The sequence below is a fragment of the Limosilactobacillus gastricus DSM 16045 genome (assembly GCF_001434365.1).
Lineage (GTDB): Bacteria > Bacillota > Bacilli > Lactobacillales > Lactobacillaceae > Limosilactobacillus > Limosilactobacillus gastricus.
The window spans coordinates 25,467-38,139 of sequence record NZ_AZFN01000006.1; the positions used below are offsets into that span (position 1 = coordinate 25,467).

A 12,673-nucleotide genomic window follows, 5' to 3' on the forward strand; every position below is an offset into this window, starting at 1 on the left:
TCTCTCAGCGGCGTCAAAATCAGTCATGACTACTATCTTTTACCACCTCGGCTTGCTTTTGCAAACTTACCTTAATTAATTGTGCCGTGGCATGATTGATTCCCAAGGACTGGATATCTTCGACAGTTGCTTGAGCGATCTTATTAATCGATCCATATTCTTTCATCAGTTTATTCCGCGTCCGTGGGCCGACCCCTTTAATTTCATCTAATCGCGAACTCAAAGAATGTTTAGTGCGCACGTTGCGATGAAAATTAATCGCAAACCGGTGAACTTCATCTTGAATTCGTTGCACCAAATAAAAGCCTTGACTACGTGGGTCTAAATTAATGTGATGATCATCATCACCAAATAACAAGTCTGCCGTCTTGTGCTTATCGTTTTTGACCATACCTACGACCGGAATATCGAGATCCAATTCATTCTCAAGGACATCGCGCGCCGCATTCATCTGGATTTCGCCCCCATCCATCATGATGAGGTCCGGCATAGTTTCGCCCTCTTTTAATAATCGAGTATATCGACGGCGAATTACCTCTTTGGTAGAAGCCGTTTCATCGGCATGGTCGATGACCGTCGTTAATTTATACTTCCGATATAACTTTTTGGCGGGTTCGCCATTCACAAAGACGACCATGGCCGATACCGGATCTGAGCCTTGAATATGAGAATGATCAAAGGCTTCAATCTTATGACCCGCTGGCAGACCTAGAGCATCGGTAATTTCTTTCATGGCACCCGTGGTTTTTTGTGAATCCATTTCTAATAAGCGGAATTTTTCATCCAAAGAAATCTTAGCGTTATCTAAAGCCATATTCATGAGATCCCGGTTTTTCCCCCGTTGCGGCGTACGCACCGGAATCCCCAAAATTTCACTAATTTCTTTGGTCGGTAGCGTCGCTGGTAACAACAACTCCTTCGGTAATAATTGGTTCTTTTGTTGATAGAACTGAAGAATAAACGCAGTCATTTCATCTTCAGCATCATCGACCACTGGAAACATTCTTTTGACCCGTTTCATTAACCGAGATTGCCGCACAAAAAAGATCTGCAGGCTTAACCAGCCTTTATCAAGATAAAAGTTAATAATATCTCGGGGAGTTTTATCATTGGAAATAATCTTTTGCTTTTCCACCGTAACCTGAATATAGTGGATCAAATCCCGGATTTCAGCGGCCCGTTCAAATTCTAAATTCGCCGAAGCCGCCTGCATCTGCGTCTCTAAATCTTTCTTGATCGCTGCGGTATTGCCATTTAAAAATGACTTTATTTTCTTGATTTGCGCATCGTATTCTGCTTGTGGAACCTCACGGAAACACCCGCCTAAACATTGTCCCATATGATAATACAGACACGGGCGTCCTTGATGACCATGGCACCGCTTTAAAGGATAGACTTTCCACAAGAAATGTAAGGTTTCTTGGGCAGCATACACATTGGGATATGGGCCAAAATAGTATGCGCCATCATTTAATATTTGCGAGGTGATCTTTAATTCCGGATCCTTACCGCTGGTAATCTTCAGATAGGGATAACCAGAACCATTTTTCAATAAAATATTGAAATAGGGTTTATGCTTTTGGATTAAGGTCACTTCAAGCAGGAATGATTCTTTATTAGTTGCCGTAATAATCGTCTCAAAATCGGCAACCTCACTAACCATTTTCGCTACCTTGCCATCATGATGACTCTTAAAATAGGAACGCACCCGATTTTTCAGATTTTTAGCTTTTCCGACATAGATAATCTGTCCGTTGATGTTTTTCATTAGATAACACCCTGGACGATCAGGTAACAAAGCCAGTTTATGTTCGAGATATTCTGAAGCCATCGCCGCATCCCTCCTTTTCTTTCTAGCTAACCTATTTTATTACAAGTTACCACCTGCTTTCAATCAATCCACCTTCAGATATGTTACAATACAAGCATTAAGACGAAGGAGGTAAATTTCATGGGACTCGTAACTCGTCAGAGCGATAAATTAGATGATTTATTCAGTAGTTTTGCCGTTGACCCACAAAAAAAGGCTGGTAAAACTCCCGATGATCCTAAAAAGTCAACCAACGACAAAGAGGATGCTAAACAAAAATAAATGTCGAGGATGGAAAAATTTTCCATCTTCGACATTTTTCTTATGCTTGTTTATTAAACCCGTTCGGATAGCGCTCATTTAAGGTTTCAATATTCTTTTGAGCAACTTCTTCAAATGGAATATCAGCCCATTCGGCAACCTGCGACAAATACCATAAGACATCCCCCATTTCGTGTATTAAATCATCACGATCTAAGGGGTGCCCCTTAAAGGTATAATTCTTTACTAAATCAACTAGTTGTCCTGATTCCCCAGCTAATCCTAAGGCACAATTAGTTAATACTTGTTCATTCCCATATAAAGTCCGCTTTGCTGCTTCTTGATATTCATTAAATTCCATTAATCCGTTACTCCTGTTTGTTTTTCAATCCAATCCCAAACCTCTTGTGCTCCTCGCTTTGTTTGTGTCGAAAACAAGACCAAGGGAACTGATTGATCTAACCCTAAACCTTTAGTAATACTGGAAATTGACTTGGTATATGCACTTGATTTAACCTTATCAATCTTTGTTGCCACCACGAGCGTTGGAATCTGATAATAAGTCAACCATTGATACATCATCACATCGTCTTCCGTGGGCGCATGGCGACCATCAATTAATTGAACAACCCCCCGCAGTTGTTCACGTTCGGTCAAATAATGCTCAATCATCTTACCAAACTGTTCTCGTTGTTTCTTAGACACTTTGGCATATCCATAACCGGGAACATCAACAAAATAGAGTTGATGTTCCACTTCATAAAAGTTCAAAGTCTGCGTTTTCCCCGGCTGACTCGAAGTGTGAGCATAATTCTTCCGATTAATTAATACATTGGTCAACGAAGATTTCCCAACATTGGAACGACCTACCAAAGCAATTTCAGGATAATTAGTTGCGGGATATTGCTCCGCTTTGACAGCACTAATGGTCAATTCCACTTCATGTACTTGCATGTGTTACCTCTTATGAAGCTTCCTGTTTCAAAACATATCGTGGTGCCGTATGATGGGTCACGCAGCGCTTTTCAATCACGACTTTTGCAACATCTTGCCGGCTCGGTAGATCATACATGACATCACGCATCACGTCTTCAATAATCGACCGCAAGCCCCGAGCCCCAGTTTGGCGTTCAATAGCCAGTTGTGCCATCGCCTTTAAGGCCCCATCAGTAAATTCAAGTTCACAATCATCTAAGCCAATTAAGGTTTGATATTGCTTAACTAAGGCATTCTTAGGTTCCGTTAAAATTCGCACTAAATCATCTTCGTCTAATTTTTCCAAAGCCGTCATAACCGGTAAACGCCCGATAAATTCAGGGATTAAACCGAATTTCAAAAGATCTTCTGGGACCACGTGTTGTAAGACGTTTTTGTCCGTTACTGTATCAATCTCCCGTGAATTAGTTCCAAATCCAATCGTCTTATCGCCAAGCCGTTCCTTGACAATAGTTTCGATTCCATCAAAGGCTCCCCCCACGATAAAGAGGATATTACTGGTATTGACTTGAATAAACTCTTGTTGGGGATGTTTTCGACCACCTTGAGGCGGTACATTAGCAATTGTCCCTTCCAGGATCTTTAAAAGGGCTTGTTGAACCCCTTCGCCTGAAACATCTCGGGTAATAGAAACATTCTCGCTCTTCTTAGCAATCTTATCGATTTCATCAATGTAAATAATACCTTTTTCAGCCCGATCAATATCAAAATCGGCGGCTTGGAGCAACTTCAAGATGATGTTTTCTACATCCTCACCTACATACCCGGCTTCGGTCAAGGTAGTCGCATCCGCAATTGCAAATGGCACATTCAAGATCCGAGCTAAGGATTGAGCTAAATAAGTCTTTCCTGACCCAGTAGGTCCAATTACTGCAATATTACTCTTTTGTAATTCGGTATCGTTGTTGTCACCTTCGATCATTGCATTCACCCGCTTATAGTGATTATAAACGGCCACCGAAAGGGTCTTTTTAGCATCTTCTTGACCGATTACATAATCATCAAGCTGGGCCTTAATTTCAGCTGGGGTTAAGACCTTAAAGGTTTGTTGACCAGAACGTTCTTCGGCTAATTCTTGATCAATAATTTCTTGGCATAAAGCCACGCATTCATTACAGATATAGACACCGGGACCGGCGACAATTTTGGCAACGTCCGCTTGGGACTTGCCACAAAACGAACAATGAATATCTTGTCCATTAGTATCTTCAAACATTCGCTGAACCTCCTCTAAATTCTTACTTGATCTATCATACCAAATCCAAACCCATTTGGGAAAAGAAAAGACCGGGATCACTCCCGATCTCATCCACATAAAGAGCTAATTACTTAGCTTCTTCATCCTTTTTTAAAGTTTGCTTAGCTGAATCCGCAATCAAATCAACGGCCTTCTTAACTTCGATATCATGAGCTAACATGTCATCGCTTAAAGCTTGCTTGATAGCAGATTCTTCCATCCCATATTGTTCAGCCAAGTCTTTAACTTCTTGAGCGATTTCTTCTTCACTCGCTGTTAAGTTAGCATCCTTAACTACGGCTTCCAATAAGAGGTTGGTCTTAACCCGACTTTCGGCATCAGCACTAAATTGGTCCTTCAAATCATCTTCTGTGGTATTCGTGATTTGGAAGTACATTTGTGGGTTGATTCCTTGTTGTTGCATGCCAGCCAAGTATTGTTGAACTTGACGATTGGTATCGTCATCCAACATTGCTTGTGGAATAGCTTCAAAGTCAGCATTTTCGACGGCCTTTTGAATTGCTTCGTCTTCAATGGCCGCTTTAGCTGCAGCTTGCTTTTGTTCCTTGATGTTTTCCTTCGTCTTTTCCTTTAATTCATCTAAGGTGTCAACATCTTCATCAACATCCTTGGCGAATTCATCATCAAGTTCTGGTAATTGCTTTTCCTTGATTTCGTGAATGGTAACCTTAAATAAAGCATCCTTACCTTCTAATTCCTTAGCTTGGTATTCATCTGGGAAGGTTACGTTTACATCCACTACTTCATCAGTCTTGTGACCAACTAATTGGTCTTCAAATCCTGGAATAAATGAGTTAGAACCTAATTCTAATGAGTAGTTATCTGCTGAACCACCATCGAATTCTTCGCCATCAACGGTTCCAACGTAGTCAATTACGACTGTATCACCCTTTTCAGCAGCACCATCTTCTTTAAGTACTAATTCGGCTTGTTGTTGACGCTTCCGTTCTAGATCTTCGTCAACTTCAGCATTGCTAACCCGCGTGTTTTGACGAGTAACTTCAAGATCCTTGTAATCACCCAGCTTAACTTCTGGCTTAACAGCGACCTTAGCAGTTAAAGTCCAAGGTTGGCCCTTTTCCATGCTAACGATATCAATTTCGGGTTGATCAACTGGTTCAATTGCTGCTTCTTTGACCGCTGCATCATAGGCATCTGGCAATACTGCATTCAAGGCATCTTGGTATAGTGATTCTTCACCATACATTTGGTTAAAGATCGTCCGTGGAACGTGGCCCTTCCGGAATCCAGGAACCGCAATCCGCTTTTGCGTTTGCTTGAAAGCTTGGTCGATTCCCTTCTTAATAGTATCAACGTCAATATCAAACGTTAATGTCCCTTGGCTGGCTTCGCTTTCGCGTTCCCATTTAACTGACATTTCATTTCCTCCAATAATCTGAGATATTTTCATGTGCTATTTAATGCTCATGGCACCAATAGTCCTACATACTTACTGATTTTACCGTACTTAAACCGACATTTCAACCAATTCTATGCATAAAGAAAAAGAAGCTGAGATGAGCTCAACTTCTTTTATTAGGTAAAACCCTAAATTAGTCTAACACTTCTGATACCACACCGGCACCAACAGTGTGTCCACCTTCACGAATAGTGAACTTAAGACCCTTTTCAAGGGCAACTGGCTTTTGTAATTCAACAGTGAAAGTTACGTTATCACCAGGCATAACCATTTCTACACCATCTGGTAATTCGATCGTACCAGTAACATCAGTGGTGTGGAAGTAGAATTGTGGACGATAGTTTGAGAAGAATGGCGTGTGACGTCCCCCTTCTTCCTTCGTCATAACGTAGACTTCACCCTTGAATTGCTTGTGAGTTTGAATTGAACCAGGTTGTGCAAGCACTTGACCACGTTCGATTTGGTCGTGAGCAACCCCACGAAGAAGAACCCCAACATTGTCACCGGCTTCCCCAAGATCAAGCGTCTTGTGGAACATTTCAACACCAGTAACAGTAGTCTTAAGAACGTCTTCCTTCAAACCAACGATTTCAACTTCGTCCCCAACCTTAACAGTACCACGGTCAATCCGACCTGAAGCAACAGTACCACGACCAGTGATCGTGAAGACGTCTTCAACAGGCATCATGAATGGTAAGTCGGTTGGACGGTCTGGAGTTGGGATGTATTCATCAACAACATCCAATAAGTGTTCGATAACCTTTTCTTGTTCTGGGTCACCTTCAAGGGCCTTGAGGGCTGAACCACGAACGAATGGAATATCATCACCAGGGAAATCGTATTCAGAAAGCAAGTCACGAACTTCCATTTCAACCAAGTCAACTAATTCGTCATCGTCAACCAAGTCAGTCTTGTTCAAGAATACAACGATGTATTCAACACCAACTTGACGAGCAAGAAGAATGTGTTCACGAGTTTGTGGCATAGGACCATCAGTAGCGGCAACCACAAGGATTGCACCATCCATTTGAGCGGCCCCAGTGATCATGTTCTTAACGTAATCGGCGTGTCCTGGCGCATCGATGTGTGCGTAGTGACGCTTTTCAGTTTCGTATTCAACGTGGGCAGTGTTGATAGTGATACCACGTTCCTTTTCTTCAGGAGCAGCATCGATATCAGCGTAATCTTCCGCTTGTGCAAGTCCCTTAGCAGCTAACACCTTAGTGATTGCTGCAGTTAAAGTAGTCTTCCCGTGGTCAACGTGGCCAATAGTACCAATGTTAACGTGGGGCTTTGTCCGTTCATAATGTTCTTTTTCAGCCATTAATGAATTCCTCCTAAAAATAATTACAAGATTGATGTCAGTCTTCCTGACACACCCTTATGAAATATTGTACTACTTCTCGCAGATGATTTAAAGCATAAAAATCATTTTGGAGAAGAATTCTTAATTATAGTATCAGGTCACTTCTGGTTTGTAAACGAATTTACCTATTTCTTTACATCATTCGATTAATCAGCTTGGTAAGCCGATTCTGCCATTCTTTTGCTACTTGAATTGCTGGCTCATTGGTAGTCTGCGAATAGGCACATAAGGCAACATACCACGCCTGGGCATCAACAATGGTTTCTTCAATCCGTGGATATAATAGGGTTAACTGTAAATAGAATTCCTGTAAATAAGTCTGTAAAGTCACCGGATCGGATTGCCCATACCGATCCGAAAGTAATTTTTGCACTTCTATAACTATCGGATATTCATCGACAGGCTTTAATTTTGCTAAATCAACTGAATACTCTTGCTCGTCAATCCAATAGATTGTAATGATTTCCTTAACCTGTAATTGTTGAAGATTTTGGATAATACTGGCTCGGATTAATGGTCGGACAAAGGGATCACGGACCAGATACTTAGCTGCTTGAACATATTCATTTAAAGGCAATTGGTCGGCAGCATGAAAACGCTCCTGTTGACCGTTAAAGGCTTGATCTCCTAAATGAATAAATCGCCGCTGAATTCCTTGTAATGATTGCTGCATTGTCTCACGCATTTTGTCCTCAGCTTGATCTATTTGTCTCAATAATCGATCATCATGGTGGCTAGCTAAAGCTAACTTGCGCGCATTAATCATTTGGTGATTGACAAGCGCTACTTGAACAGCTAAAGCAGTGAGCTCAGCTGACTGTTGATAATCAGCTAAATGCTCATTTACTAAGGACCAAGCCTGACGATATTGTCCCATCTCATAAAGGGCTTTTACCAAGGAATGATTAATTACAAACAAATCAACCTCGTCGTTAAGTGGTGCTAAAATACGAGCCGCTTCTGAATATTGATGTTGATCAAGAGCCTGTTGTGCTTTTTCAAATTGAATTTGTTGATCTGAATTCATATCTCACCTAAGAGAGGCTGGCTAGAAACACATATAGGTATTTCTTCTCACCTCATTTTCTTTTGATTACACTGGTAATGACAGCCAAAAAGCACGCCCCACAAGTCTAACTTCAAACTCAGGTTGGATAATTTCGTACCAACATTCGTTCTAGGTTAGCCCTATGAGGCGTCCTATCGCTTTTCCCAGCTTCGTAGCGATTCTTAATTTTTATTTTTCTTTTTCCCACGGCCTCGACCACGATGTTTTTTCTCTTTTGCTTGGTCGTTAGCCGTTGGTTCATCTGCGGATTTATTAGAACGATTCTTGCGTTTTGGGTGTTGATTAATTTCCATAATCACTGGCAAGATCACCGGATGACGCTTGGTTTGATTAAAGAGGAAACGATTTAATTTGTCGCGTACTTCTTGTTTTAAGGTTCCCCAATCAAAATCTTTTTGATTTAGATTTTCTTGAACTACTTCTTCCACCAAACCTGCACTCTGCTTCATCAGTTGACGATTAGTCTTGACAAAGACAAAGCCTCGCGAAGTAATTTGCGGACGTGCGACGATCTTCTTTTTCTTCCGATCAATGGTCGCTACCACCACAAAAATCCCGTCTTCAGATAAGATGCGCCGGTCCCGTAAAACGATATTGCCAATATCACCAACGCCCGTGCCATCGATCATCACATTTCCGGCATTGACTTTTTCTCCTAAATGAAAATCACCGTCCGTATAAGTAAGGACATCTCCCCGACTCATGATAAAAATATTGTCCGGATCGACGCCAACTTCTTCGGCCAGTACTTCATGTTGATGGAGCATCCGATATTCCCCTTGAATCGGAACAAAGTACTTGGGATGCAACAAATTCAGCATTAATTGTTCATCATTTTGGCTAGCATGTCCAGATGGATTAAGGTCGTCAGCAATAAATTTAACCTCAGCATCGGCCTTATAAATCGCATCCTTGGCTTTTTGCATAACGGTTTCCACCGCATGTGAAGGCGTCGTGGTAACGAAAACTAAATCGCCCTCTTTAAACTTGATATCTGGATCTTCATCGTTAGCAATAGCCAACAAGGACTTAATTGGTTCTCCCATCCGTCCGGTAACCAAGATAACGACCTCATCATCTGGTAACTGGTTGGCCTCGTCTAACTTAATTAAGATATCATCCGTTGGTAAAGTTAAAAGTTCTAAATCTAAAGCCGTTTGCACAATTTGTTCAATGTCAGATCCTGATAAAACAACTTTCCGATTAGTGTTATGGGCCGCATCAAGGATTTGTTGAACCCGTAAAATGTTCGAAGCCACACTAGCCACGATAATCCGACTCATGGAATTTTCGAAGGTATCTTCGATGTATTGGCGGATATCAGTCTCCCGACTACTTGCCCCCGTGATCTCTGATCCAGCAGAATCACTTAAGAGTAAGAGAACCCCTTCTTGACCAATTTGGGCTAAACGTGCCAGGTCGGTTTGGTAGCCCTTGGTTGCCGCTTGATCAAACTTAAAGTCTCCTGTATAGACAATCTGACCATCTGGTGTTGCCAAGACAATCCCCAAAGTATCTGGAATTGAGTGGGTTGTTGGGAAGAATGAAACCGTCACATCATCAAAATCGATTTCGGTATTTTCGTCGACCACGTGAAAATCGTTAAACTTTTTGGATTCTTTATTTCTCTTTACCGCCAATTTAGCCAAAGCAATTGATAATTCGCTTCCGAAAACTGGAACGTCAAATTCAGCTAAAAAGTATGGTAAAGCCCCAATGGCATCAGCATGTCCTTGGGTTAAAAAGACTCCGACAATTTTATCCGCCAAATCATCCAAATAGCTCCAGTCAGGAATGACAAAATCAATCCCCATAAGCTCGTTTTCCGGATACTTTAAACCACAATCCAAAATAAAAATCTTATCCTTGACTTCCACGGCATACATATTTTTACCGTTTTCTCGCACCCCACCAAAGGGGATCATTTTAATATTACTCATGAATGCTCCTTCATCATTTATTCAACTGTAAACAGCCTATCACACCGGTGGTGCCTAGGTAATTTATTTATAACTGTCAAATTACTATGATTAATCTTACCACATCACTAGAGCTTGTTAAATTAAAAAAGCCGTGAAGAACGAAAATTCTCCACGGTTTTTCCTTATTCAACTAGCCCACTTGGTTCATAACTTCCTCGGAAAAGGTTGTTCTTTAAATCTTCGGCCGAAAGTGGGGTTTCCATATCCGCAAAACCGTTAAAGGTCCGCATGGCCATTAAAGCCCCATCTTGGTAATGGGCAGCTCGCTTGGTCATATATGGCAACAATGAACCATTTTCTAAATGCGCCACTAACTGACCACTAATGGTATTGGCCGGATTATCAAACCGATCCATCATCGTTTCCAAGGTTTCTAAGTATTCTGGTCCCAGTTGAATTTGATTTGCAAATTAAAAGAGCCGGTTTAAAAAATTCTTTCCCGCAATTTCATACTGAGAATGGGTCGTAGGGTCTTCCGTTGCTACTTCTTCGTTTATTTCATTGGCACGTTGAATCGTCGCCGACACATCCTTGGTTTGCATGCCCGGTGTCATAATGAAGTAACTCGCCATAATGCGTAGCAGGCGCAGCGTGTCTAATTTAACTCCAGTTGTACTGGTAGGATCAAGGTCTAGCATCCGCAATTCAATATAGCTGACCCCATTTTCTTCCATATCAGTAAGGTCGCCACTGGTTTTTAAACGAATGGCCCCATGAAATTGAGCTTCATCAATAATCTCGTCATTGGCAACCCCAGTTTCAATTCGCTCCACATAATTTGGGATCGTTGAATAATCACCCTTAAACCGCATGTCAAAACCATAATGGCTTTGGCGCAAACACCGAATTGGTCCTGTTGGTTGGTCATCTTCAGGATCAAAAAATCCGGCTTCGGCAACTGGACTTGCACCAAATAAATAAGTTAATACCCACCGATAGCGTACAAATCCTTGGGCTAATAACAAATAGAGATGATTTTTCAAAGCCGCTTTACTAGCAAAGCGACCACTATTTTGTTCCCAAATAATGTCAACCACATGATCATCAATACTTAAACTAATATGGGCACCACATGGCAAACCCTTATTAACCCGCCCCATGTTCTCCAGCACTCGTTCTAAATAGGCATGTTTTTCTGGGGTGGTCTGGGCCAATTCAATCTTACTAGCATCAGTAAAAGCTGGGGGCATTGATAAAGGCCACAAAACCTCGCCAGGAGCTAAAGCAGCTCGTAACGCATTTTGAATGCTGTATAAATAATGGATCGCATCTAATGAGTTACTAGCTGCCGGGGTCACGACTTCAGTCATGGTCTCGGTAAAATCCTTCGTTACCCATGGACTATTGAGACTGATTCCCGCAGGAGTTGGATCCGAGCTAATTCGCCCTTGACTATCTGCCCGGTGCATTTCAACTTCTAACCCCATATTGAAATCAGAGGTTTTGGCTACAACTTCGTGTTCAAAAATGGTTTCACCAATTTGACTGAACATTCCGATTCCCCCTCTTTGCAAATTTAAGTTAATTCATCAATTTGCCTTCTAATTTAATTTTAATCATTCTACATCCCTAATAATAGTTAGTCAAAAATATATGGCAATAAATTTAAATCGATTAACATATTTATTTTAATAAGGTCAAAATAAAAAGACACTCGCCAAATAGCCAGTGTCTTCCCATCGAAGTCGTAATGAATTACCGACGTAATCCAAGACGCTTGATTAATTCACGGTATGCTTGAACATCAGTCCGCCGTAGGTATGCTAACAAATTACGACGATGACCAATCTTCTTCATCAAGCCACGTTGTGAGTGGTAATCATGCTTGTGCACGCGAATGTGTTCGTTCAATTCGTTAATGTCAGCCGTCAAAACAGCAACTTGAACTTGAGTTGAACCAGTATCACCTTCGTGCGTTGCATATTCCTTGATGATTTCGTTCTTGCGTTCCTTTGAAATAGCCATAATACTATTTACCCACCTTTCAATTTATCAAAGTGCCCGATTCTAGGTAAAACGTCGGTGAGGATCGTTAAACCGAGAAAGGGTTTGTTGTTTTACAACGGTTTATACTATAACGGATCTGTCAATTGAATGCAAGTACCTTTCTTCCGTTAATCTATTGCATTCAAATTCGGGTTTATGTATAATGAAAGGCGTTGAAAAAAACTGGTCAACTTAAAACCAATGATACGGAGGTGAAATTGAAATGCCAATCATCAAGTCAGCAATTGAACGTGTACGTGTAAATGAAAAAGCAGCTGCTCGGAATGCTTCTCAAATGAGCGCAATGCGGACTGCCGTTAAGAAATTTGACAAGGCCAAGTTAGCAGGTGCCGACAACCTTGAAGAATTATACAAGAATGCCGTATCAGCTATCGATCGGGCCCACTCAAAGGGTTTGATTAAAGCTAATAAGGCTGCTCGTGACAAGTCACGTTTAGCAGCACGTTACGCTAAATAATTCATACTTATACTAAAGCAGCTGGCGAAGAATATTTCTTCGCCAGC

11 protein-coding genes and 1 pseudogene are annotated in these 12,673 nt (G+C 41.4%); 2 read left to right on the top strand and 10 right to left on the bottom strand.

What is annotated here, in order from left to right:
* Positions 1 to 19: 19 nt before the first annotated feature.
* On the bottom strand, positions 20 to 1,831 hold the full coding sequence (gene uvrC / locus FC60_RS02740; RefSeq protein WP_056936975.1) for an excinuclease ABC subunit UvrC: 1,812 nt from the start codon (positions 1,829 to 1,831) through the stop codon (positions 20 to 22).
* 120 nt (positions 1,832 to 1,951) lie between these two features.
* Here uvrC and FC60_RS09580 point away from each other — a divergent pair, with 120 nt between their 5' ends.
* Positions 1,952 to 2,092: an SPJ_0845 family protein gene (locus FC60_RS09580; protein WP_164477287.1), complete on the top strand. Its 141-nt coding sequence runs from the start codon at positions 1,952 to 1,954 to the stop codon at positions 2,090 to 2,092.
* A gap of 40 nt (positions 2,093 to 2,132) precedes the next feature.
* Here FC60_RS09580 and FC60_RS02745 read toward each other — a convergent pair whose 3' ends face one another.
* The 9 genes and pseudogenes from FC60_RS02745 to rpsO all read right to left on the bottom strand — a co-directional run bounded on the left by FC60_RS02745 (position 2,133) and on the right by rpsO (position 12,127).
* Positions 2,133 to 2,432, bottom strand: a complete 300-nt coding sequence (locus FC60_RS02745) for a nucleoside triphosphate pyrophosphohydrolase family protein (protein WP_007122769.1) — start codon at positions 2,430 to 2,432, stop codon at positions 2,133 to 2,135.
* Positions 2,432 to 3,025 (bottom strand): ribosome biogenesis GTP-binding protein YihA/YsxC, encoded by a 594-nt coding sequence (gene yihA, locus FC60_RS02750; protein WP_056936976.1) that lies wholly within the window; start codon positions 3,023 to 3,025, stop codon positions 2,432 to 2,434. The genes FC60_RS02745 and yihA overlap by 1 nt, the downstream gene beginning before the upstream one ends.
* A gap of 10 nt (positions 3,026 to 3,035) precedes the next feature.
* Positions 3,036 to 4,283 (bottom strand): ATP-dependent Clp protease ATP-binding subunit ClpX, encoded by a 1,248-nt coding sequence (clpX, locus tag FC60_RS02755; RefSeq protein ID WP_056936977.1) that lies wholly within the window; start codon positions 4,281 to 4,283, stop codon positions 3,036 to 3,038.
* 109 nt (positions 4,284 to 4,392) lie between these two features.
* Complete coding sequence (gene tig, locus FC60_RS02760) at positions 4,393 to 5,703, bottom strand: trigger factor (protein WP_056936978.1); 1,311 nt, start codon at positions 5,701 to 5,703, stop codon at positions 4,393 to 4,395.
* Positions 5,704 to 5,878: 175 nt separating this feature from the next.
* A complete protein-coding gene (gene tuf / locus FC60_RS02765; protein WP_007122773.1) occupies positions 5,879 to 7,069 on the bottom strand; it encodes an elongation factor Tu in 1,191 nt (396 codons plus the stop codon).
* Positions 7,070 to 7,244: 175 nt separating this feature from the next.
* Complete coding sequence (locus tag FC60_RS02770) at positions 7,245 to 8,138, bottom strand: hypothetical protein (RefSeq protein ID WP_056936979.1); 894 nt, start codon at positions 8,136 to 8,138, stop codon at positions 7,245 to 7,247.
* Between the two features lie 203 nt (positions 8,139 to 8,341).
* Positions 8,342 to 10,120, bottom strand: a complete 1,779-nt coding sequence (locus tag FC60_RS02775) for a ribonuclease J (protein ID WP_056936980.1) — start codon at positions 10,118 to 10,120, stop codon at positions 8,342 to 8,344.
* Between the two features lie 164 nt (positions 10,121 to 10,284).
* Positions 10,285 to 11,655 (bottom strand): annotated as a pseudogene (locus FC60_RS02780) (glutamate--cysteine ligase).
* Between the two features lie 202 nt (positions 11,656 to 11,857).
* Positions 11,858 to 12,127, bottom strand: a complete 270-nt coding sequence (rpsO, locus tag FC60_RS02785; protein WP_007122777.1) for a 30S ribosomal protein S15 — start codon at positions 12,125 to 12,127, stop codon at positions 11,858 to 11,860.
* A gap of 244 nt (positions 12,128 to 12,371) precedes the next feature.
* Between rpsO and rpsT the strand changes: the two genes are divergently transcribed.
* Positions 12,372 to 12,626, top strand: a complete 255-nt coding sequence (rpsT, locus tag FC60_RS02790) for a 30S ribosomal protein S20 (protein ID WP_007122778.1) — start codon at positions 12,372 to 12,374, stop codon at positions 12,624 to 12,626.
* The last annotated feature ends 47 nt before the right edge of the window (positions 12,627 to 12,673 follow it).

Excerpts from the sequence above, each read along its gene's own strand:
- uvrC (WP_056936975.1), bottom strand. The coding sequence starts at position 1,831 with ATGGCTTCAGAATATCTCGAACATAAACTGGCTTTGTTACCTGATCGT.
- FC60_RS02770 (WP_056936979.1), bottom strand. The coding sequence starts at position 8,138 with ATGAATTCAGATCAACAAATTCAATTTGAAAAAGCACAACAGGCTCTT.
- clpX (WP_056936977.1), bottom strand. The coding sequence starts at position 4,283 with ATGTTTGAAGATACTAATGGACAAGATATTCATTGTTCGTTTTGTGGC.
- rpsT (WP_007122778.1), top strand. The coding sequence starts at position 12,372 with ATGCCAATCATCAAGTCAGCAATTGAACGTGTACGTGTAAATGAAAAA.
- FC60_RS02745 (WP_007122769.1), bottom strand. The coding sequence starts at position 2,432 with ATGGAATTTAATGAATATCAAGAAGCAGCAAAGCGGACTTTATATGGG.
- yihA (WP_056936976.1), bottom strand. The coding sequence starts at position 3,025 with ATGCAAGTACATGAAGTGGAATTGACCATTAGTGCTGTCAAAGCGGAG.
- tuf (WP_007122773.1), bottom strand. The coding sequence starts at position 7,069 with ATGGCTGAAAAAGAACATTATGAACGGACAAAGCCCCACGTTAACATT.
- FC60_RS02775 (WP_056936980.1), bottom strand. The coding sequence starts at position 10,120 with ATGAGTAATATTAAAATGATCCCCTTTGGTGGGGTGCGAGAAAACGGT.
- rpsO (WP_007122777.1), bottom strand. The coding sequence starts at position 12,127 with ATGGCTATTTCAAAGGAACGCAAGAACGAAATCATCAAGGAATATGCA.
- FC60_RS09580 (WP_164477287.1), top strand. The coding sequence starts at position 1,952 with ATGGGACTCGTAACTCGTCAGAGCGATAAATTAGATGATTTATTCAGT.
- tig (WP_056936978.1), bottom strand. The coding sequence starts at position 5,703 with ATGTCAGTTAAATGGGAACGCGAAAGCGAAGCCAGCCAAGGGACATTA.